The organism is Streptomyces sp. NPDC086080, from assembly GCF_044540255.1.
Classification (GTDB): Bacteria; Actinomycetota; Actinomycetes; order Streptomycetales; family Streptomycetaceae; genus Streptomyces.
In genome coordinates this window covers 1-20,482 of the sequence record NZ_JBITRU010000040.1, presented here as the reverse complement: position 1 = coordinate 20,482, position 20,482 = coordinate 1, and the positions used below count along the sequence as shown (strand labels likewise).

18 protein-coding genes and 1 pseudogene are annotated in these 20,482 nt (G+C 73.6%); 10 read left to right on the top strand and 9 right to left on the bottom strand.

The window, feature by feature from the left end; translation table 11 throughout:
- Nucleotides 1-49: 49 nt before the first annotated feature.
- The 5 genes and pseudogenes from folK to ACIF9R_RS32900 form a co-directional block, all read right to left on the bottom strand.
- The gene (gene folK / locus ACIF9R_RS32920) at nt 50-661 is read right to left on the bottom strand and encodes a 2-amino-4-hydroxy-6-hydroxymethyldihydropteridine diphosphokinase (RefSeq protein WP_399986074.1); all 612 of its coding nucleotides are present in this window, start codon (nt 659-661) and stop codon (nt 50-52) included.
- On the bottom strand, nt 658-1,017 hold the full coding sequence (folB, locus tag ACIF9R_RS32915; RefSeq protein ID WP_397745787.1) for a dihydroneopterin aldolase: 360 nt from the start codon (nt 1,015-1,017) through the stop codon (nt 658-660). The genes folK and folB overlap by 4 nt, the downstream gene beginning before the upstream one ends.
- A gap of 363 nt (nt 1,018-1,380) precedes the next feature.
- A complete protein-coding gene (locus ACIF9R_RS32910; protein WP_399986073.1) occupies nt 1,381-1,899 on the bottom strand; it encodes a nuclear transport factor 2 family protein in 519 nt (172 codons plus the stop codon).
- Nucleotides 1,896-2,810 carry a dihydropteroate synthase gene (gene folP / locus ACIF9R_RS32905; protein ID WP_399986072.1) on the bottom strand — a complete coding sequence of 305 codons (915 nt, stop codon included), beginning with the start codon at nt 2,808-2,810 and terminating at the stop codon, nt 1,896-1,898. The genes ACIF9R_RS32910 and folP overlap by 4 nt, the downstream gene beginning before the upstream one ends.
- A gap of 138 nt (nt 2,811-2,948) precedes the next feature.
- Nucleotides 2,949-4,085 (bottom strand): annotated as a pseudogene (locus ACIF9R_RS32900) (phosphatidylglycerol lysyltransferase domain-containing protein); the annotation flags it as partial.
- 419 nt (nt 4,086-4,504) lie between these two features.
- Between ACIF9R_RS32900 and ACIF9R_RS32895 the strand changes: the two are divergent.
- A complete protein-coding gene (locus tag ACIF9R_RS32895) occupies nt 4,505-5,776 on the top strand; it encodes a hypothetical protein (RefSeq protein ID WP_399986071.1) in 1,272 nt (423 codons plus the stop codon).
- Nucleotides 5,777-6,153: 377 nt separating this feature from the next.
- Here the strand turns inward: ACIF9R_RS32895 and ACIF9R_RS32890 are convergent, their stop codons facing one another.
- Complete coding sequence (locus ACIF9R_RS32890; protein ID WP_399986070.1) at nt 6,154-7,491, bottom strand: PH domain-containing protein; 1,338 nt, start codon at nt 7,489-7,491, stop codon at nt 6,154-6,156.
- Nucleotides 7,488-8,054 carry a PH domain-containing protein gene (locus tag ACIF9R_RS32885; RefSeq protein ID WP_399986069.1) on the bottom strand — a complete coding sequence of 189 codons (567 nt, stop codon included), beginning with the start codon at nt 8,052-8,054 and terminating at the stop codon, nt 7,488-7,490. Before ACIF9R_RS32885 ends, ACIF9R_RS32890 begins: the two co-directional genes overlap by 4 nt.
- 31 nt (nt 8,055-8,085) lie before the next feature.
- On the opposite strand from ACIF9R_RS32885, the gene ACIF9R_RS32880 reads away from it, so the two are divergent.
- Nucleotides 8,086-9,237 (top strand): NADH-quinone oxidoreductase subunit D, encoded by a 1,152-nt coding sequence (locus ACIF9R_RS32880; RefSeq protein WP_399986068.1) that lies wholly within the window; start codon nt 8,086-8,088, stop codon nt 9,235-9,237.
- Nucleotides 9,238-9,282: 45 nt separating this feature from the next.
- On the opposite strand, the gene ACIF9R_RS32875 is transcribed toward ACIF9R_RS32880, so the two are convergent.
- On the bottom strand, nt 9,283-10,293 hold the full coding sequence (locus ACIF9R_RS32875; protein ID WP_399986067.1) for an SAM-dependent methyltransferase: 1,011 nt from the start codon (nt 10,291-10,293) through the stop codon (nt 9,283-9,285).
- A gap of 250 nt (nt 10,294-10,543) precedes the next feature.
- On the opposite strand from ACIF9R_RS32875, the gene ACIF9R_RS32870 reads away from it, so the two are divergent.
- From ACIF9R_RS32870 to ACIF9R_RS32860, 3 genes are all read left to right on the top strand, one after another.
- Nucleotides 10,544-11,746 (top strand): sensor histidine kinase, encoded by a 1,203-nt coding sequence (locus ACIF9R_RS32870; protein WP_399986066.1) that lies wholly within the window; start codon nt 10,544-10,546, stop codon nt 11,744-11,746.
- A 101-nt stretch (nt 11,747-11,847) separates the two neighbouring features.
- On the top strand, nt 11,848-12,519 hold the full coding sequence (locus tag ACIF9R_RS32865; RefSeq protein WP_399986065.1) for a response regulator: 672 nt from the start codon (nt 11,848-11,850) through the stop codon (nt 12,517-12,519).
- Between the two features lie 31 nt (nt 12,520-12,550).
- Nucleotides 12,551-13,180, top strand: a complete 630-nt coding sequence (locus ACIF9R_RS32860) for an AAA family ATPase (RefSeq protein WP_399986064.1) — start codon at nt 12,551-12,553, stop codon at nt 13,178-13,180.
- 64 nt (nt 13,181-13,244) lie between these two features.
- Here ACIF9R_RS32860 and ACIF9R_RS32855 read toward each other — a convergent pair whose 3' ends face one another.
- Nucleotides 13,245-14,459 carry a threonine aldolase family protein gene (locus tag ACIF9R_RS32855; protein ID WP_399986063.1) on the bottom strand — a complete coding sequence of 405 codons (1,215 nt, stop codon included), beginning with the start codon at nt 14,457-14,459 and terminating at the stop codon, nt 13,245-13,247.
- A gap of 171 nt (nt 14,460-14,630) precedes the next feature.
- Between ACIF9R_RS32855 and ACIF9R_RS32850 the strand changes: the two genes are divergently transcribed.
- The 5 genes from ACIF9R_RS32850 to ACIF9R_RS32830 all read left to right on the top strand — a co-directional run bounded on the left by ACIF9R_RS32850 (nt 14,631) and on the right by ACIF9R_RS32830 (nt 20,145).
- A complete protein-coding gene (locus ACIF9R_RS32850; RefSeq protein ID WP_399986062.1) occupies nt 14,631-15,587 on the top strand; it encodes a Rossmann-like and DUF2520 domain-containing protein in 957 nt (318 codons plus the stop codon).
- Nucleotides 15,588-15,657: 70 nt separating this feature from the next.
- Nucleotides 15,658-16,656 (top strand): pantoate--beta-alanine ligase, encoded by a 999-nt coding sequence (gene panC, locus ACIF9R_RS32845; protein WP_399986061.1) that lies wholly within the window; start codon nt 15,658-15,660, stop codon nt 16,654-16,656.
- Complete coding sequence (locus tag ACIF9R_RS32840) at nt 16,653-18,359, top strand: L-aspartate oxidase (RefSeq protein ID WP_399986060.1); 1,707 nt, start codon at nt 16,653-16,655, stop codon at nt 18,357-18,359. The genes panC and ACIF9R_RS32840 overlap by 4 nt, the downstream gene beginning before the upstream one ends.
- 5 nt (nt 18,360-18,364) lie before the next feature.
- Nucleotides 18,365-19,339 (top strand): carboxylating nicotinate-nucleotide diphosphorylase, encoded by a 975-nt coding sequence (nadC, locus tag ACIF9R_RS32835; RefSeq protein WP_399986107.1) that lies wholly within the window; start codon nt 18,365-18,367, stop codon nt 19,337-19,339.
- An 8-nt stretch (nt 19,340-19,347) separates the two neighbouring features.
- Nucleotides 19,348-20,145 carry a type III pantothenate kinase gene (locus ACIF9R_RS32830; RefSeq protein ID WP_399986059.1) on the top strand — a complete coding sequence of 266 codons (798 nt, stop codon included), beginning with the start codon at nt 19,348-19,350 and terminating at the stop codon, nt 20,143-20,145.
- Nucleotides 20,146-20,482: the final 337 nt, after the last annotated feature.

Sequence of the window (20,482 nt, the reverse complement as noted above, 5' to 3'; positions counted from 1 at the left end):
GCGTTCCCCGGACCGGTGCCCCGGAAAGTGGTCGTCTCGACCTTAACGGCTACTCGGGCAGCCGGAGTTCCAGGTCCGCGCGGGGCGTGACCCCGTCCCGGGTGACCGCGCCGAGAAGATCGGCGACCGATCCGTGGCCGGGAAGGCGCGCGCCGGGGTCGATGTCGTTCCAGGGGGCGAGGACGAAGGCACGCTCGTGGGCGCGCGGGTGCGGCAGGGTGAGCCGGGGGTCGTCCGAGTGGAGGTCCGCGTAGGCGACGATGTCCACATCCAGGGTGCGCGGGCCCCAGCGCTCGTCCCGTACCCGGTGGAAGGCGTCCTCGACCGCCTGTGCCCGCTCCAGCAGGGAGGACGGGGGCAGGGTGGTCTTCAGGACCACGACCGCGTTGAAGTACGAGGGCTGGCTGCCGGGGTCGACGCCCCATGGCTCCGTCTCGTACACGGGGGAGACCGCCTTGACCCGGATGCCCGGGGTGTCCTCCAGGGCGTCCACGGCGCCCTGGAGGGTCTCCAGGCGGTTGCCCAGGTTGGCGCCGAGGGAGACCACGGCCGGCCGGGGGTTCTGCAGGGTGGTGTCGGCGGCGTCGACCCGCTCGACCACGGAGGCGGGGACGGGCTGGACGGTCGGGTCGGTGTGGCCCGTGGTGGACGGCCTGGTCATACGCGGCTCCGGGTGATGGTGACGGTCACGTCGTCGAAGGGCACGGTGATCGGCGCGTCCGGCTTGTGGACGCACACCTCGACCTCCCGCACCACGTCGTGCTTCAGACAGACCTGGGCGATGTGCTCGGCGAGCGTCTCGATGAGGTTGACGGGCTCCCCCTGGACGACGGCCACGACCTCCTCGGCCACGATGCCGTAGTGCACGGTCTTCGTCAGGTCGTCGTCGGCCGCGGCCGGCCGGGTGTCCAGGCCGAGCACGAGGTCCACGATGAAGGTCTGGCCCTCCTCGCGTTCCTTCGGGAACACCCCGTGGTGCCCGCGGGCCTTCAGGCCGCGCAGCGCGACACGATCCACGCGAATCACTCCTGCAGTCGTCGGTCCGGCCGGTCGGTCCCGGGTACGGAGGGCACACCGGCCTGTACCCGAATCTACCCGTGGCCACCGACATCGCCGATGCCCCGGGGGTGCCGCCGCGGGCCGGTGTGCGGAGGCCTCACCTCCCGTTTGCCCTGAGGAGGGCGAAGGTTCACAGGACGGCCGGCGGCCGTATCCGCCCCTGGCGTCGTGATTCCGGCCATGTCGGAGGGCCGGAATCCGGCCCGGCTGTTCGGTCGGGGTGCTGTTGTCCCGATCGCTTGTCCCGATCGCTTGTCCCGGGCGCTCGGTCCGAGAGGCCCGATCCGAGATGCCCGGTCCGGGGTGTTCCGTCCCCGGTGTTCAGCCGGGGGTGCCGGGTTCGGGGGTGTCGTCCTCCTCGGACTCGTCCTCCTCGGCGAGGACCGGGGAGGCGTGGTGCGACCAGAGCTTCCATCCGGCCGGGGTGCGCCGGAACACGTTGGTGGCGACGACGAGCTGGCCCACCAGGGGGCCCAGCTCCTCGCCGGCCTCGGGGGCCGGGCCGCCGCTGAGGATGTTCTCGGAGCAGGTCACCACCGCGGTGTCGCCGGTGACGGAGATGTGCACATCGGTGAGGAAGAACTGGATGTAGTCGGTGTTCGCCATGATCAGGGCGTACGACCTCAGGACCTCGCCGCGTCCGGTGAGTACCGGCCAGCCGGGATGGACGCAGGAGACCACGCCGCTGTCCGCCGGGTCGTGGTAGGTCTCGTCGACGCCGAGATCGGCCGGGGTGAGCCAGAGCGAGGCGACCTCTTCGAAGTCGCCCCTCTCCAGTGCCTCGTAGAAGGCGGTGTTGGCGGCCTCGACCTGCTCGACATCGGTGTGGGGTGCGGTCACCGGGCTCCCTCTGCGCCGCGCGCGCCGGGTCGGGGGGGTGTGGGGGGTGCCGTGCGTGCCTGTTCTATCGCGCGGGTGACCCGTACGGCGTCCGCGGTCGCGCGTACCTCGTGCACACGGACCGCCCAGGCGCCCGCCTTCGCGGCGAGGGCGGAGACGGCGGCGGTGGCCGCGTCGCGTTCGCGGGCGGGAGGGGGCGTGGTGTCCGGGCCGGCCAGGACACGACCGAGGAACCGCTTGCGGGAGGCGGCGACGAGTACGGGATGGCCGAGACCCAGGAGACGGTCGAGACGGGCGAGCAGGGCCAGGTCGTGGTCGGCGTCCTTGGAGAAGCCGAGGCCCGGGTCGACGATCACGCGGTCGGCCGCGATGCCGCCCTCCAGGACGGCCTCCACACGCGCGTGCAGCTCGTCGCGGACCTCGGTGACCACGTCGGCGTACACGCCCCTGACGTTTCCGCCCTCCAGGAAGCCGCGCCAGTGCATGACGACGAACGGGGCCCCGGCGGCGGACACGACCGGGATCATCGCGGGGTCGGCGAGGCCGCCGCTGACGTCGTTGACGAGGGCGGCGCCGGCCTCCAGGGACCGCTCGGCGACGGAGGCGCGCATGGTGTCGACCGAGATGGTGACGCCCTCGGAGGCGAGGCCGCGGACCACGGGGATGACCCGCCTGAGCTCCTCGGCCTCGTCGACCCGGGAGGCGCCGGGCCGGGTGGACTCGCCGCCGACGTCGACCAGGTCGGCACCCTGGGCGACCAGGTCGAGGCCGTGCTTGACGGCCGTCGTCGTGTCGAACCAGCGGCCGCCGTCGGAGAAGGAGTCGGGGGTGACGTTCACGACTCCCATGACCGCGCACCGGTCCCAGTGAGGAAGGCCCGCGACCCGACGGCGTCCACTGTGGTTGCTCATATCTTCAGCGTAGGCCCAGGGGGCGGCCCGGGTGTGCCCCGGACGGGGCGAGGACACGACCGGGCGGCTCCCGGCGCACGACGGTGCGTCCGGCGCCGGACCGCGGGACGCGCTGGACCGTGGGTCCGGTCAGCGGGTTCTCACGCTGCGCGTGGCGCTGCGGGTGAGGGAGGGGTTCGCGACGTCCCTCGCCGCCGCGCCGCCCGGTTCGAGGGCGTCGAGCCCGGTCTCGCGGGTCCACACCTCGGCGCCGGTCGCCGAGCAGCCCATGACGGCCGGGGTCCAGGAGTGGGCCTCGGCCTCGTACATGAATCGTTCGATGGCGCCGGGCCAGGCCTCGACGTCGCCGATCGGGTCGCCGTCGGCCAGCATCACCCCGGAGACCACGCGGTAGGTCACCGCGGCCTTGCCGCTGGGCGAGAAGACGACGGCCCTGCCGCGGCGCCGCGCGAGGTGGGCGGGGGAGTCATGGCCGCTGTGCCGGGCGAGCAGGAGGCGCAGCCGCGTCTCGTCGTCCTCGGTGAGCCGCGCGGCCGGGTGTCCGGGCCCGAAGGCGAGGTAGACGGTGGTGACGGCGGTGAGTCCGCCGAGTGAGCCGAGCGAGAAGGCGACGGTCCAGGAGACGTCACCCCGGTAGTGGACGGGGCCCTCGAAGCCGAACATGCCGTACAGGACGTGGGTGAGGCGGGCGGCGAGGCTGGGGTCGTCGATCAGCAGGCCCGGGTGGGCGTTGACGACGACCAGGCCCAGGAGCAGTGAACCGGCGCCCATCAGGACGAGATGGGCCAGCGCCCGCGATCTGCCGTGCGGGCCGGGCGGGGCGGTGAACCGGTCGCGGTGGCGTACGAGGAACGCGAGCAGGGCCAGTGCGGGCAGGACGCCGAGGAGGGAGTCGCGGTAGACGAACTGGGCGACCGCCCCGGCCGGCAGCAGGGTGACGGCGGCCTGCCAGGCCCGCCGTTCGCCCCGGGCGAGCCCGCACGTGAGCAGCAGTAACAGCACCCCGGCGCTGAGCGAGAGGGCGGCCGCGAACGGGCCGAGCGTGCCGGGCAGCAGTTCGGCGACCGCGTGCGTACGGTGGTGCCGGAAGCGGGGGAGGACGCCGGCGGTGATGTCCAGGAGGCCCAGCAGACCGCACGCGGGCCCGGCGAGGGAGGGAACCGCCTCGGGACGCGGTCCGCGCAGCAGGCGGCGTACGCCGTGCCGGGTCCCGGGATCCCGCCGTCGGCCCGGGGTGTGCCGACCACCCGGAGGTTCCGGCTTCCCGCCCGACATTTCCTCACCTGTCCTGACAGACATCGCGTCCCGTGGCTCAGCGGGGGACCGTGGATCCGGTGCCGATACGGGCGTCCGGTGACATTGCGCCCTCTAGGACGGCGTCTTCGGGGGAGAGGTTCCCTCCGCGCGGGTGGAGGCCCGGACGGGGTGGGTGCCGTGGACAGCGGTGCGGAGACACGCGAAGTGGAATGCCCGGGAGACGGCTTCCCTGCGGCCGGACCGTCGTCCGGGCAGGAAATGATCTTGATGAATTCGGGTCCTGTGTCCATTCACGTTCGGAACGGGTTCCCTGATGCCCTGTGAAACTTACGGTATGGCTTTGATTTTGCGGGGCAGGGCACCATGCTTCGCCTACGCGCGGTAAGTTTCTGGCCATGCCACGTGGACGTCACCGTCATTCCCCGCCTCTGCACAGAATGCTGCCCCCGTCGGCGATCGCAGGCGTCTCCGTCGTCTGCGCCCTGGGGCCCTGGGTGTTCACGCAACCGACGGCGCTTCGTGTGGTGGCCGCGGTTGCCGCTGTCACCACGGTGGTCGGCGCCGTCGTGATGCGGAACTGGGACGCCCAGGCGGGCAGACGCGTCGCCGATCTCACGCGCGCGCGTGCGAGCGACGAGTGGCGTTTCGAGGAACGGGTCGCCGAACTCGAGTCCGACCTGGAGGAGTCGCGCGAGCTGCGGACGAAGCTGGAGCAGCGGCTGCGCGCCAAGCGCGCGGAACTGGCCGGGCTGCGCAACGAGCACGCGTCGCTGCTGCGGCGGTACGCGGCGGCGGAGGTCGACCGGGCGAGCGTCCTGGAGGAGCGCCGGGTGCTCGAGATAGAGGCCACGGTTCCGGCCCGCGCGCTGACGGCGGGGCCGTCGGAGGCATCCGGCGAACCGGAATCCGCGGAAACACCCGCAGAAACGCCCGAGGAAACGCCCGAGGAGGCGGTGGACGCGGCGGAGTCGGAGGCTCCCGCGGTCTTCTCGCCGGAGGGGTCGCAGTTGTTCCTGCGCGCCGACGCGGCGCTGTCGCGATTGGCCAAGGGCGAGGACGCCGCCGCGGAGGCGGGGGAGGACGCAGGGGATGCGGACGCCCCAAAGGGCCGTGCCGAGGCCGCTGACGGGGCCGGCACCGCCGAGCGGGACGGCGTGACCCCCCGGGCCGGCGGTGACGCACCGAGGGACGAGGCCTCCCCGGAGCGGAACGACCCTCCGAAGGGCGACGGCACCCCCGAGGACGACGGCCCCGAGCCGACCAGGAAGCCCAAGCCGGAGCCCGCGCAGGAGGACGAGGCCGAGGGGCAGCCCGAGGCGGTCGGCGACCATGAGCGCGCGGCCGCCTCCACCGCACCGGCCGCTCCGCCGTCCCAGCCCGTGCGGCAGCCCTCCGGCCACTTCACCGTGCCGACCGCGGTGGCGGTCGTACCGCCGACCGCGCCCGTACGGCGTCCGGTGGCCCAGGGCGGCTTCGACTTCTTCGGAACGAAGAAGGAGGCGGACGGGTCCGCCCTGGACGCCGTGCAGAACGAGGACCTCGCCGATGTCGTCGGCCAGGAGGCGCTCGCGCTGCACAAGGCCGAGGCCGAGGCGCGGTACAAGCCCGCCGATGAGGAGGCCCGCGAGGTCGGCCAGGTCATCGACCTGACGGAGCACGACGAGACCGAACACATCGACCTCCAGGGCCTGCGCAGCGCGGTGTCCTGACCGGCGACCACCTCGACGGGGCCCCGCGCACACACCACGCGCGGGGCCCCGCCCCCGTCCCGGTCCGGGGACGGCACGCCGGGGCCTGCCGCCGTCCGGCGCACGCGCGCGGGGCCTCGGGTCGCTTCACGCGTAGCGCGTCTCCGCCGACCACGACCGGACGCGGCCCGCGACCGCACCCTCGCCTCCGCCTGTTCCGTACGGTCCCGCCCGCACACGCCCCACTTGGGTGGTCACCCGCTGCGGCATCCGGCGTTCCGGTTCCCGTCCCACGGCGAGGGCGGCACGGTGGACCCGGGCACCTCTGCGCGCAGGCGCACACGCGGATACGCCGTCCGGCTCGTCACGTGCGGGTCGGCGCGCCGTACCCGCGGGGGTCAGGTCATCCAGCGGTCCGGGAGGGCGTCCCTGCGGCCGGTACGGGACCGCTCGGCCTGGGACCGCAGCAGGGCCGCCGCCTCCGCGGTGTCCCGGAGACGGGCCGTGACCGACTTGTCGGCGCCGGTGTCCACCACGACGTCGGCGACGCCCCGGGCCCGCTGCCAGGGGCCCTGGACGAGCCGTACGCTCTGCACCTTGGCGTGCGGCACCAGGGACAGGCTGCGCCGCAGCAGCCCGTGACGCGCGGCGAACACCGCGTCGGTGACGGTGAACCCGTAGCCGCGCCACCACACCGGTACGCACCACCGCGCGCGGCGCGGCGGCCGGACGAGCGCCTCACGCGGGGGCACGTCCACCCCGGGCAGCACCCGCGCCACCACCGACTCGGCGAGCTCGCGCGGAGCGACCGGCAGCAGCAGGGAGTTCGAGGACCCCGCCACGTCCAGCTCCACGCGCACCCAGCGGCGCCGCCGCCACAGCAACGGTTCGACGAGCCGCACGGTCTGCACACGCCCCGGCGGTACCGTCTCGTGCGCCCGGTCCAGCAGCCCGTGGTCGATGCGCAGCCCGTCGGGTGACTCGCTCAGCGTCCAGTCGTACTCGGTGACGAACCGCCCCACGCTGCCCGCGCCCACCGCGCCCAGCATCGGCACGGCCGCGGCGAGCACGGTCCACAGGCTGTGGGTGGCCGCCCACAGCGACGGCAGCGCGACGGCGGCGACGATGAGCCAGCCCCACGTCGCGCCGGTCAGCAGCAGGGAGACGGCCAGGACACCCGGGGGCACCCGCAGCATCTGCCGGGACGGCGCCTCGCCGACCTCGTGGGCCGTCTCGGGTGCGAAACCCGCCGCCCGCGCGAGCAGCTCCGCGCGCAGCGCACGCGCCTCGCCGGCGCCGAGGAAGGCGAGTTCGTCCTTCTTGTCGGTGCCTATGACGTCGAGTCTGAGTTTCGCCACGCCCGCGACCCGTGCGAGCAGCGGCTGGGTGACGTCGATGGCCTGGATCCGCTCCAGCCGGATGTGCGCGGTGCGCCGGAACAGCAGCCCGGTGCGGATGCGCAGCTCGCTCTCGGTCACCGCGAAGTGGGTGAACCACCAGGTCAGGAAGCCGTAGAGGGCTGCGGCCGGAAGGATGACGGCGAGCCCGATCAGCAGGGTGGTGGTCGTCAGCCGGGTCAGCTGGCGCTGCGCCTGGTCGGGGTCGTGCACCGCCCATCCGATCAGCACCGCGACGAACGCCCACGCCCGCCTGAACGGCGTGATGGGGTGCAGCCGCCTCTCGGACACGGGCGGCCGGTCCCGTAGTACGTCCTCGTGGACGTCCGGGGCCGTCACAGCCCCGCCGATCGTGCCTCGCCGAGCTCCGTGAGCCGGTCACGCAGCCGTTCCGCCTCGGCGGGGTCGAGGCCGGGGATGGTGGCGTCGGTCGCCGCGGCCGCCGTGTGCAACTGCACGCTGGCCAGCCCGAAGTGCCGCTCGACGGGCCCGGAGGTGACCTCGACCAGCTGCATCCGTCCGTACGGCACGACCGTCTCCTGGCGCCACAGGACACCTCGGCTGAGCAGCAGGTCGTCGGCGCGTTCCGCATACCGCCAGGAACGCCAGTTCCGCTCCAGCAGCACCCAGCCCCAGACCAGCACCCCCAGCGGCAGTGCCGCGAAGGCGGCCCACCCCGGCCCGGCCAGCAGCCCGAGCAGCAGCCCGGTGGCCAGGGTCAGCAGTCCGAGCCACACCACCAGCAGCAACCGGCGCATCCTCAGCAGCCGGGGCGGCAGCGCGATCCATACCGGCTCGCCCTCCGCGCCGGTCGGCTCGCCCTCCGCTCCCACCGGTCCTGCCGCCTGCGCCGTCGCGCCCGTTTCCACCGGTCCCGCGTTCTGCGGGCTCCCCGTCTCCATGGGGCCAGCGTACGTAGGGGAGACTGTGTTCATGACTCCTACGACGGAGACCATGGTCGGTATCGGCGGCGCGGCGGAGAGCACCGACATGGTGCTCAACATCGGACCCCAGCACCCCTCCACGCACGGCGTGCTGCGGCTGAAGCTCGTCCTGGACGGCGAGCGCGTCGTGCGCGCGGAGCCCGTGATCGGCTATATGCACCGCGGCGCGGAGAAACTGTTCGAGGCCCGGGACTACCGCCAGATCATCATGCTGGCCAACCGCCACGACTGGCTCTCGGCCTTCTCCAACGAGCTGGGCGTGGTCCTCGCCGTGGAGCGGATGCTCGGCATGGAGGTCCCCGAGCGCGCGGTGTGGCTGCGCACGCTGCTCGCCGAGCTGAACCGGGTGCTCAACCACCTGATGTTCCTCGGCTCCTATCCGCTGGAACTCGGCGGCATCACCCCGATCTTCTACGCCTTCACCGAGCGCGAGGAACTCCAGCACGTCATGGAGGAGGTCTCCGGCGGACGGATGCACTACATGTTCAACCGCGTGGGCGGCCTCAAGGAGGACCTCCCCGCCGGATGGACCACACGCGCGCGGGGCGCGGTCGCCGACGTGCGCTCCCGCATGGACCGCTTCGACGACCTGGTGCTCGGCAACGAGATCTTCCGGGGCCGCACGCGCGGTGTCGGCGTCCTGTCCCCGCGGGCCGTGCACGCGTACGGGGTGAGCGGGCCGATCGGGCGCGCCTCGGGGGTCGACTTCGACCTGCGCCGCGACGAGCCGTACCTCGCCTACGGCGAACTGGGTGACGTCCTGAAGGTGGTGACCCGCGAGGAGGGCGACTGCCTGGCCCGCTTCGAGTGCCTCCTCGCGCAGACCCACAACGCCCTCGACCTCGCCGACGCCTGCCTCGACCGGCTCGCCGAGCTGCCCCCGGGCCCCCTCAACCAGAGGCTCCCGAAGGTCCTCAAGGCACCCGAGGGGCACACGTACGCGTGGACCGAGAACCCGCTCGGCATCAACGGCTACTACCTCGTCAGCAAGGGTGAGAAGACCCCGTACCGGCTGAAGCTGCGCTCGGCGTCGTACAACAACATCCAGGTGCTCACCGAGCTGCTGCCGGGGACGCTGGTCGCGGACATGGTGGCGATCCTCGGGTCGTTGTTCTTCGTGGTGGGCGACATCGACAAGTGACGCGGGCGGGCCAGACGTCGGGGACGGGCGGACCGGGGGCGCGGCTCAGCCGCCGAGCACGTCCGTGATCCCGGCCGGCTGCACCAGCCACCCGAAGTCCCCGAGTCCCCCCGGCGCGGTGAGTTCGGCGGCCTCCCCGGCGCTCGCGAGGGCGCGTACATACCCGGCGGGGTCGGCGGACGCCAGGGCGAGCGGGGGGCGTACGCCGCTCAGGCCCAGGGCGCGCAGGGCGTCCCGCTGCGACAGCAGGCGTGCGCCGGGGAGCGCGCAGGCCGCGGCGCACGCGTCCAGGGCGACATGCGCGGTGATGTCGCACGAGCCGTCCGGCACGGGCGCGGTCTCCCTGCCCTCCCGGAAGGCCGTCAGCGTCCCGAACGGCGGCCGCGCGACGGCCGTGTGCGCGTAGTCCACGGCGACGGCGAGCCCGCGCGTGAGCGTCCCGGCCGCCGCGGCCCAGGCCCGGTCCCGGGGCAGCCCGATCTCCGCCCGGAGCCCTTCCTCGGCCCCCAGCGGCCACCAGCGCGCCAGCCACGCGGCCTCCGCACCGCCGACCGGCTCCCCGAGCCGCTCGGTCCCGTCGTCCCGCACCAGCACCAGCCGCGGTACGCCCGCCGCGTCCACCTCGGCGACGTCCACGGGCACGTTGTCCAGCCACTCGTTGGCGAAGAGCAGTCCCGTGATCCGCTCCGGGGGCTCCGCCCGCCACTCGATCCGGGGATCGAGCCCGGCGGGCCGCCCGGCCAGCTCGACGGCGTACGCCCGCGTGCGCGCCGCCACCTCGGCCGGCAGTGCGGCGACCACCCCGGTGACCAGTTCGCCCCGTCCGGCCGCCATGTCCACGAAGTCGAGCACCGGCGGACGTCCCAGCGCCTCGTCGACCCGGCACAGCAGCCGCGCCACGGCTCCGGCGAACAGCGGCGAGGCGTGCACCGACGTACGGAAGTGCCCGGCCGGGCCCTCGCCGGGCCCGCGGTAGAAGCCGCGCGGCCCGTACAGGGCCTCCTGGGCCGCCGCCCGCCAGCCCTTCCTGCCGCCCTCCCCGAGACCTGCCCTCACCGGTTCCGCTCACCCGCCCTCGTCGTCACGGGCCCAGGTTAGGGCCTGTCCGGCGAATCAAGTCGGAGGAAAGCTACGGCGCCTTGCAGCCCGGACGGGCGTGCCGGACCCCGCGTCTCCGGCATGCTCCGCCGGACAGGCCTGGGCGCGCGTCCACGCCCGGCATCCACCTTGCGGAGTACACGTACCGACTGGGGATCGGCCCTTCGGTTGACCCCTGCACGCATTTCGCTTCCCTACGCTGGGTTACGTGCAGCGCCTCTATGACTTCCTCCGCAGACACCCGGCCTGGGTCGACGGCTTCTGGGCCGTGGTCCTGTTCGGGATTTCGCTCCTCGCCGGAGCGGCCGTGGAGACGCCCCGGGGAACGGACCGGCCGGTCCTCACCGTGCCCGTCATGCTGCTGCTGTCGCTGGTCGTCGCGCTGCGCCGCCGGATGCCGGAGCGGATGCTGATCCTCGCCCTCGTGGCCGGTGTCGGTCAGTTGGTCGTGGACGTGGCGCCGCTGCCCGCCGACTTCGCCCTGCTGGTGATCGTCTACACGGTCGCGGCGACCGGAGCCCGCTGGGCCTCCCGCTCCGCGCTGACCGCCGCCCTGTGCGCGGCCCCGCTGGCACAGCTGCGCTGGCCGGACAGCGCGGCGAGCACGGCACAGAACATCGCCGTGGCGGTCTTCCAGACCGTGCCCTTCGCCCTCGCCTGGGTGCTCGGCGACTCCATCCGCACCCGCCGCGCGTACTTCGCGCAACTGGAGGAGCGGGCCGCCCGCCTGGAGAAGGAACGCGCGGCCCAGGCCAAGGTCGCCGTCGCCGCCGAGCGCGCCCGGATAGCCCGCGAACTGCACGACGTCGTCGCACACAACGTGTCGGTGATGGTGGTGCAGGCCGACGGCGCCGCCTACGTCCTCGACGCCGCACCCGACCAGGCGAAGAAGGCGCTGGAGACCATCTCCTCCACCGGCCGCCAGGCCCTCGCCGAGATGCGCCGCCTGCTGGGCGTGCTGCGCACCGGTGAGCACCAGGAGGCCGGGGAGTACGTGCCGCAGCCCGACGTGCGGCAGATCGAGGACCTCGTCGGGCAGTGCCGGGAATCCGGACTCCCCGTGGACTTCAAGGTCGAGGGCACCGCGCGCCCGCTGCCCAGCGGCGTCGAGCTCACCGCCTACCGCATCGTGCAGGAGGCACTCACCAACACCCGCAAGCACGGCGGCCCGGGCGCGGGCGCCAGCGTGCGTCTCGTGTACTTCGACGACGGGCTGGGACTGCTCGTGGAGGACGACGGCAAGGGCGCTCCCCACGAACTGTACGAGGAGGGCGGCTTCGACGGGCAGGGCCACGGCCTGATCGGCATGCGCGAGCGGGTCGGCATGGTCGGCGGCACCCTGGACGCCGGACCGCGTCCGGGCGGAGGATTCCGCATCAGCGTCCTGCTGCCGCTCAAACCCGCGCTGTGACGTACCCGCACGCCCCTGCCGACACCTGCCACCCCCCTGCCAACCCCCCGTCACCTCCCCCGCGACGACCTGATCACCGACAACCGAACGGAAGAGACCCGATGACGATCCGCGTGATGCTCGTCGACGACCAGGTGCTGCTGCGCACCGGATTCCGGATGGTGCTCGCCGCCCAGCCGGACATGGACGTCGTGGCGGAGGCGGGCGACGGCGTCGAGGCCCTCCAGGTGCTGCGGTCCGCCGCCGTCGACGTGGTGCTGATGGACGTCCGTATGCCCAAGCTCGACGGTGTGGAGACGACCCGCCGGATCTGCGCGGACACCGACCCGCCCAAGGTGCTGATCCTCACCACCTTCGACCTCGACGAGTACGCCTTCTCCGGGCTGAAGGCGGGCGCCTCCGGTTTCATGCTCAAGGACGTGCCGCCGGGCGAGCTGCTCGCCGCGATCCGCGCGGTGCACAGCGGCGACGCCGTGGTGGCGCCGTCCACCACCCGCCGGCTCCTGGACCGCTTCGCGCCGATGCTGCCCAGCTCCGGCAAGCAGCCCGAGCACAAGCGGCTGGAACGCCTCACCGAACGGGAACGGGAGGTCATGGTGCTCGTCGCGCAGGGGCTGTCGAACGGCGAGATCGCGGCCCGGCTGGTGCTCTCCGAGGCGACCGTGAAGACCCATGTGGGGCGCATCCTCACCAAGCTGGGCCTGCGCGACCGGGTACAGGTCGTCGTCCTCGCCTACGAGACGGGTCTGGTACGGGCCGGCGGACACGGCTGAAACCGGCCCCGCGCGTCGGTAGGGTGCGCCCATGCTCCTGTGGATCAACGGCCCCTTCGGGGGCGGCAAGACACAGACCGCACACGAGATACGACGCCGTCTCCCGGGCAGCGTCGTCTGCGACCCCGAGCACCCCGGGTTCGGTCTGCACCGCATGCTGCCGCCCGCCCTCCGCGACGACTTCCGGGACCTGCGGTCCTGGCGGCAGGGCGTCGTCGAGGTCCTCGACCTCACGCTGACCCGGCACGACGGCGTGGTGATCGCTCCCATGACCGTCACGGACTCCGGCCACTTCGCGGAGACCGTCGGCCGGCTGCGTGAACTCGGACACGACGTCCATCACTTCACCCTCCTCGCCGAGCGCGGGACGGTGCTGCGGCGGCTGCGCGAGCGCGGCTTCGGACGCCTCGTCGGGGCCGCCCTGGGGAAGGCATCCCTCCGGCGGGAGAGCTGGGCGGTGTCGCAGTTGGACCACTGCCTGGAGCGACTGGGCGAGCCGGAGTTCGCCGAGCACCTGTGGACCGACCGCAGCACGGTGCCGAGGACGGCGGACCGCATCGCCGTACTGGCCGGACTGACCCTGCGCCCCAACGACGAGGGGCGGCTGCGGACGCGGCTGCGCCAGGCGGGGGTCGGTATCCGGCACATCCGCCGGGACTGACCCGGCCGCACCCTGGGGCTCCGCCCCCGGGGGACGGGAACGGGAAGGGGCGGCGGGGGCGGAATCAGCTGCCGACCAGCCGCCGCGCGAACTCCTCCGCCGCCGCCCGCACATCCCCCGCCGTCCACTCCAGGCCCGCCGCCCGCACGTACACCTCCGTGCAGGACAGCCCCGGCCCCTTCGGATCCCAGTGGTCGGCGAAGAGCATCGCCCCCGTCTCCTCCGCCCCCCGGATCGCCACCTCCGCGACGACCTCGGCGTCGTACGGCAGCCACACCTGGAAGTCGTGCGTGTACGGCACATCGGGGTGGACACGGAACCAGGGCAGCCCCCCGGCCTCCAGACCCTCGCTCAGCGCGGCGGCCACCACCCGCGCGTGCCGCACGTACTCCGGCAGCCGGGGCAGCTCCCGCTCCAGTCCGATCAGCGCGGACAGGGCGGTCGGGAACTGCTGGAAGACATTGCCCCCGTACCGGTGCCGCCAGGCGCGCGCCTCGTCGACCAGACTCGCCGGACCGGCGACGGCGGCGCCGCCGAAGGCGTCGAGGGACTTGTAGAACGACACGTAGACGCTGTCCGCGAGGCCCGCGATCTCCGCCAGGGTCCGGCCGAAGTGCTCGGTGCACTCCCACAGCCGGGCACCGTCGAAGTGGACGACCGCCTCGCGTTCCCGCGCGGCGTCCACCACCTCGGTCAGCTCCTCCCACGTGGGCAGCACGAAGCCGGCGTCCCGGAGCGGCAGCTCCAGCATCAGCGCCCCGAAGGGCTCCTCGAAGTCGCGCACCTCTTCGGCGGTGGGCAGCCGGGGCTCGTTCGTGATCCGCACCGGACGCAACCCGCTGACCTGGCTGAACGCGTTCCGCTCATGGACCTCGGGGTGGCTGAGCGGGTGCAGGGCGACCGCCGGATCGCCGGTGCGGCCGGCCCAGCAGCGCAGGGCCACCTGCTGGGCCATCGTGCCGGTGGGGAAGAACGCGGCGGCCTCGGTGCCCAGCAGACCGGCGACCCGCCGTTCCAAGGCCTCGACGACACCGTTGCCGTAGAGGTCGGAGTCCTCGTCGAGGTCGTACACGCCGCCCGCCGCCTCCAGCAGAGCCAGCCGCTCCGCGAGAGGGGCGAGGAAACCGGGACGCGCCAGCACCCGCGGGGCACCGCGCCAGGCGGCGATCCGCCGTTCGCGCGGCGACGGCCGCGACGCGTCCTCCTCCCCGGCCCTCCGCTCGATCCCGGGCACCGTGCCGTTCCTGCCGTCCGCCGCGTCACTCATGCCCGCGATCATCCCGCGCCCCACTCCTCACGGGCACCCCCATTTCCGCACGCGCGTGTGTCACGGCGCCGCACGGAAACCCACACCCTGTGGACAACCGACCGCCCCCGGAACCGATCGCGTTAACATGACGAGAAATCGTCCGGTACCCCGAGCGGACTGGAACGGGAAGGCCACCGTCGCGTGAACACAACCCCACAGCCCGATCCCAGGGACCGCCCCGCGCGGCTCACCGTCGGCGTCGTCGGCGCCGGACGCGTGGGCCCCGCCCTGGCCGCGTCCCTCCAGCTCGCCGGGCACCGCCCGGTGGCCGTCTCCGCCGTGTCCGACGCCTCCCGCAGACGCGCCGAGCAGATGCTCCCGGACGTACCGGTGCTGCCGCCCGCCGAGGTCCTCCAGCGGTCCGAGCTGGTGCTGCTGACCGTTCCGGACGACGCGCTGCCCGAGCTGGTCCTGGGACTCGCCGACACCGGCGCGGTGCGGCCGGGCCAGCTGCTGGTGCACACCTCCGGCCGGTACGGCGCGAGGGTCCTGGACCCCGCCCTGCGCGCCGGTGCGCTGCCGCTCGCCCTGCACCCGGCGATGACGTTCACCGGCACCCCCGTCGACGTGCAGCGGCTCGCCGGATGCTCCTTCGGCGTCACCGCGCCGGAGGAGCTGCGGCTGGCCGCCGAGGCGCTCGTCATCGAGATGGGTGGCGAACCGGAGTGGATCGCCGAGGAGAACCGGCCGCTCTACCACGCGGCCCTCGCCCTCGGCGCCAACCATCTCGTCACCCTTGTCGCCCAGTCCCTGGAACTGCTGCGCACCGCCGGCGTCGAGGCCCCGGACCGGATGCTCGGCCCGCTGCTCGGCGCCGCCCTGGACAACGCCCTGCGTTCGGGCGACGGAGCCCTCACCGGGCCGGTCGCGCGGGGCGACGCGGGGACGGTCGCCGCGCATGTCACCGAACTGCGGCGGCACGCCCCGGGAACCGTCGCGGGTTACCTCGCGATGGCCCGCGCGACCGCCGACCGCGCCCTCGCCCACGGCCTGCTGAAGGCGGAACTCGCCGAGGACCTCCTCGGCGTGCTCGCCGACAAAGCGGGCGGAGCGGCCGGCTCCCCCGGCACCGGAGACACCCCCGGGGAGGACCGGTGAGCGGCATCCAGGACACCCCTGCCCCTCCCCGCCGCACGACGCCGCGCGCGTCCCGGAACGGAGCCGCCCGATGACCGCCACCCTGCTGCGCACCGCCGCCGAACTGCGCGCCCGCGCCCGTGCGGGCCGCCGCGCCGTCGTGATGACCATGGGCGCACTGCACGAGGGCCACGCCACGCTGATCCGCACCGCGCGGGAGATCACCGGCCCCGGCGGCGAGGTCGTGGTCACCGTCTTCGTCAACCCGCTGCAGTTCGGCGCGGGCGAGGACCTCGACCGGTACCCGCGCACCCTGGACGCCGACCTCGACCTCGCCGGCCGGGCGGGTGCCGACGCCGTGTTCGCCCCGCCCGTGGACGAGGTGTACCCGGGCGGCGAGCCCCAGGTCCGTGTCACCGCAGGACCCATGAGTGAACGCCTGGAGGGCGCCGCACGCCCCGGCCACTTCGACGGCATGCTCACCGTCGTCGCCAAGCTGCTCCACCTCACCCGTCCCGACCTCGCCCTCTACGGCCAGAAGGACGCCCAGCAGCTCGCCCTCATCCGCCGCATGGTGCGGGACCTGAACTTCGACGTCGAGATCGTCGGCGTCCCCACGGTCCGCGAGGAGGACGGGCTCGCCCTGTCCAGCCGCAACCGCTACCTCTCGCCCGCCGAGCGGCGCACCGCGCTCGCCCTCTCCCAGGCCCTGTTCGCGGGCCGGGACCGGCACGCGGCCCAGCAGGCGCTGCGCGCGCGTGCCCGCGAGGTGCCCGCCACGCTCGCGCGGGCCGAGGCCCTCAGCGCCATAGGGGAGTCCCGCGCGGCGGCCGACGCGCACGCCGTCGCGACCACCGCCGGCGGACCGGCGGCCGTCCGCGCCGCCGCCCGCCAGGTCCTCGACGACGCCGCCCGTCTCGACCCGCCCCTCGCACTGGACTACCTGGCCCTGGTCGACCCGTCCGGCTTCACCGAGATCGGCGACGACTTCACCGGCGAGGCCGTCCTCGCGGTGGCCGCCCGCGTCGGCGGCACCCGCCTGATCGACAACATCCCCCTGACCTTCGGAACCTTCGGAGCCGCCTCGTGACCAGCACCGGCATACGACTGCATGCCCCCGCGGCCGGGTGGTCCATCGACGCGGACGTCGTGGTCGTCGGCTCCGGTGTCGCCGGCCTCACCGCGGCCCTGCGCTGCGAGGCCGCCGGCCTGACGACGGTGGTCGTCACCAAGGCCCGCCTCGACGACGGCTCCACCCGCTGGGCCCAGGGCGGCATCGCCGCCGCCCTCGGCGAGGGCGACACCCCCGAGCAGCACCAGGAGGACACCCTGGTCGCCGGCGCGGGCCTGTGCGACGAGGAAGCGGTCCGCATCCTGGTCACCGAGGGCCCCGACGCCGTACGCCGTCTCATCGCGACGGGCGCGCACTTCGACGAGTCGACCGACGGCGCCCTGGAACTGACCCGGGAGGGCGGCCACCACCGCCGCCGCATCGCCCACGCGGGCGGCGACGCCACCGGTGCGGAGATCTCCCGCGCCCTCGTGGAGGCGGTCCGCGCGCGAGGCATGCGCACCATTGAGAACGCCCTCGTCCTGGACCTCCTCACGGACGCCGAAGGCCGCACCGCCGGTGTCACCCTGCACGTCATGGGCGAGGGCCAGCACGACGGCGTGGGGGCCGTCCACGCCCCCGCCGTGGTGCTCGCCACCGGCGGCATGGGCCAGGTCTTCTCGGCCACCACGAACCCCGCCGTCTCCACCGGCGACGGCGTGGCTCTCGCCCTCCGCGCCGGCGCCGAGGTGAGCGACCTGGAGTTCGTCCAGTTCCACCCGACGGTCCTCTACCTCGGACCCGAAGCCGAAGGACAGCAGCCCCTGGTCTCCGAGGCGGTCCGCGGGGAGGGCGCCCACCTGGTGGACGCCGACGGCGTGCGCTTCATGCAGGGGCAGCACGAACTCGCGGAACTCGCGCCGCGCGACATCGTCGCCAAGGGCATCATGCGCCGCATGCGGGAGCAGGACGCCGAGCACATGTACCTCGACGCCCGCCACTTCGGCGCCGAGATGTGGGAGCACCGCTTCCCCACCATCCTCGCGGCCTGCCGCGCCCACGGCATCGACCCGGTCACCGAACCCGTTCCCGTCGCCCCGGCCGCCCACTACGCCTCCGGCGGCGTCCGCACCGACTCCCACGGCCGCACCACCGTGCCCGGCCTGTACGCGTGCGGCGAGGTCGCCTGCACGGGCGTGCACGGCGCCAACCGCCTCGCCTCAAACTCCCTCCTCGAAGGCCTGGTCTACGCCGAGCGCATCGCCACCGACATCGCGCGCACCGGAACCCTCCACCCGCGCGTGCCGCAACCGCTCCCCGCAACGGAACGCCCCGCGCACCCCCTCCTCCCCCCGGAGGCCCGCTTCACCATCCAGCGGATCATGACCCGGGGAGCCGGTGTGCTGCGCTCCGAGGCCTCCCTCTCCGAGGCCGCCGACCGCCTCCACCACCTGCACGCCGACGCGCGCGACGCCCTCGACGAGAACGGCAAGACCGCCGAGCCCGGCGTGGACACCTGGGAGTCCACCAACCTCCTGTGTGTGGCCCGCGTCCTGGTCGACGCCGCGCGGCGCCGTGAGGAGACCCGCGGCTGCCACTGGCGCGAGGACCACCCGGAGCGCGACGACGAGACCTGGCGCCGCCACATCGTCGTACGGCTGAATCCGGACCGATCGCTGGCGGCGCACACCACCGGCACCACAGACTTCCCCCCGACCCTTCCCCAGCCCCAGGAGCAGTGACAGCAGTGACCACCCCCGACCTTCCCCTCGTCTCCTCCGGTGGCTGTGGCGACGGCTGTGCCTGCGGCGCCGACGAGGAGACCTACCTGGAGTGCGGCCTCGACCCCGCGCTCGCCCAGCTGCTCGCCGACGCGGGTCTCGACCCGGTGGAGGTCGAGGACATCGCCAACGTGGCCCTCCAGGAAGACCTGGCCCACGGTGTGGACGTGACCACGGTCGCGACCATCCCGGAGGACGCCGTCGCCACCGCCGACTTCACCGCGCGGGAGGCGGGCACGGTGGCGGGCCTCAGGATCGCCGAGGCGGTCATGTCGCTCGTCTGCACGGAGGAGTTCGAGGTCGAACGCCAGGCGGAGGACGGCGACCCTGTGGAAGCCGGCCAGACCCTGCTGTCCGTCACGACCCGCACCCGCGACCTGCTCACCGCGGAACGCAGCGCCCTGAACCTCCTGTGCCGTCTGTCGGGCATCGCGACCGCCACGCGCGCGTGGGCGGACGCCCTTGAGGGCACCAAGGCCAAGGTCCGCGACACCCGCAAGACGACCCCTGGCCTGCGCAGCCTGGAGAAGTTCGCCGTGCGCTGCGGCGGCGGGGTCAACCACCGGATGTCCCTCTCGGACGCGGCGCTGGTGAAGGACAACCACGTGGTGGCGGCCGGCGGCGTCGCCGAGGCCTTCACCGCGGTGCGCGAACGCTTCCCCGACGTCCCGATCGAGGTCGAGGTCGACACCCTGCACCAGCTCCGCGAGGTCCTGGACGCCGGAGCCGACCTGATCCTGCTGGACAACTTCACCCCGCAGGAGTGCGCGGAGGCGGTGGCCCTCGTCGACGGCCGCGCCGCCCTGGAGGCCTCCGGCCGCCTCACCCTGACCAACGCCAAGGCATACGCCGACACGGGCGTCGACTACCTGGCCGTGGGAGCCCTCACCCACTCCTCGCCGATCCTCGACATCGGTCTCGACCTGCGAGCGGCGGAGTAGGACCGGCCATGCTGCTGACGATCGACGTAGGCAACACGCACACCGTCCTGGGCCTGTTCGACGGCGAGGACATCGTCGAGCACTGGCGCATCTCCACGGACGCGCGCCGCACGGCGGACGAGCTCGCGGTCCTCCTCCAGGGCCTCATGGGCAGGCACCCGCTCCTCGGTGACGACCTGGGCGACGGCATCGACGGCATCGCGATCTGCGCGACGGTCCCGTCCGTGCTGCACGAACTGCGCGAGGTCACCCGCCGGTACTACGGGGACGTGCCGGCGATCCTCGTGGAGCCAGGTGTGAAGACGGGCGTGCCGATCCAGTTCGACAACCCCAAGGAGGTCGGTGCCGACCGCATCATCAACGCGGTCGCGGCCAACGAGCTGTACGGCGGCCCGGCGATCGTCGTCGACTTCGGTACGGCGACCACGTTCGACGCGGTCTCCGCGCGGGGGGAGTACGTCGGCGGGGTCATCGCCCCCGGGATCGAGATCTCGGTCGAGGCGCTCGGGGTCAAGGCCGCTCAGCTACGGAAGATCGAGGTGGCCCGGCCCCGGACCGTGATCGGCAAGAACACCGTCGCGGCGATGCAGTCGGGCATCGTGTACGGCTTCGCCGGACAGGTGGACGGGGTCGTCAACCGCATGGCGCGGGAGCTGGCGGACGATCCCGAGGACGTGACGGTGATCGCGACGGGTGGGCTGGCGCCGATGGTGCTGGGCGAGAGCTCGGTCATCGACGAGCACGAGCCGTGGCTGACGCTGATCGGGCTCCGCCTGGTGTACGAACGGAACGTGTCGCGCATGTAGCCGCACCGGCGCTGCGCTGCTGCGCGGCATTGGTTGGGCTGTCCAACCCGGTGCCCTTCAGTTGGTGCCCCGGCGTTGGTGCTGGACGGGGGGTGCCTGCGCAGCCCGGCGCCAGCGGGGTGCCGCGCCCACCCGTGCCGCCCCAGCGGCACGACTGCCCGCGGGAGCGAGGGGCGGTGGCGAGGGGGTTTGTGCCTGCCCCCGGCCCGCGTATGGCGGCCGGGTACCGCCGGCGGTGGGCGGGGGTCGGTCGCGCGCGGCGGGAAGGGGACGGGGCGGGGGTGTTCGCCCGCAGCGACTGGCGCGTCCGCACCCTCACTTCACAAGTCGCCTATTG

Excerpts from the sequence above, each read along its gene's own strand:
- folK (WP_399986074.1), bottom strand. The coding sequence starts at position 661 with ATGACCAGGCCGTCCACCACGGGCCACACCGACCCGACCGTCCAGCCC.
- folP (WP_399986072.1), bottom strand. The coding sequence starts at position 2,810 with ATGAGCAACCACAGTGGACGCCGTCGGGTCGCGGGCCTTCCTCACTGG.
- ACIF9R_RS32895 (WP_399986071.1), top strand. The coding sequence starts at position 4,505 with ATGCTGCCCCCGTCGGCGATCGCAGGCGTCTCCGTCGTCTGCGCCCTG.
- ACIF9R_RS32885 (WP_399986069.1), bottom strand. The coding sequence starts at position 8,054 with ATGGAGACGGGGAGCCCGCAGAACGCGGGACCGGTGGAAACGGGCGCG.
- ACIF9R_RS32880 (WP_399986068.1), top strand. The coding sequence starts at position 8,086 with ATGACTCCTACGACGGAGACCATGGTCGGTATCGGCGGCGCGGCGGAG.
- ACIF9R_RS32865 (WP_399986065.1), top strand. The coding sequence starts at position 11,848 with ATGACGATCCGCGTGATGCTCGTCGACGACCAGGTGCTGCTGCGCACC.
- ACIF9R_RS32860 (WP_399986064.1), top strand. The coding sequence starts at position 12,551 with ATGCTCCTGTGGATCAACGGCCCCTTCGGGGGCGGCAAGACACAGACC.
- ACIF9R_RS32855 (WP_399986063.1), bottom strand. The coding sequence starts at position 14,459 with ATGATCGCGGGCATGAGTGACGCGGCGGACGGCAGGAACGGCACGGTG.
- panC (WP_399986061.1), top strand. The coding sequence starts at position 15,658 with ATGACCGCCACCCTGCTGCGCACCGCCGCCGAACTGCGCGCCCGCGCC.
- ACIF9R_RS32830 (WP_399986059.1), top strand. The coding sequence starts at position 19,348 with ATGCTGCTGACGATCGACGTAGGCAACACGCACACCGTCCTGGGCCTG.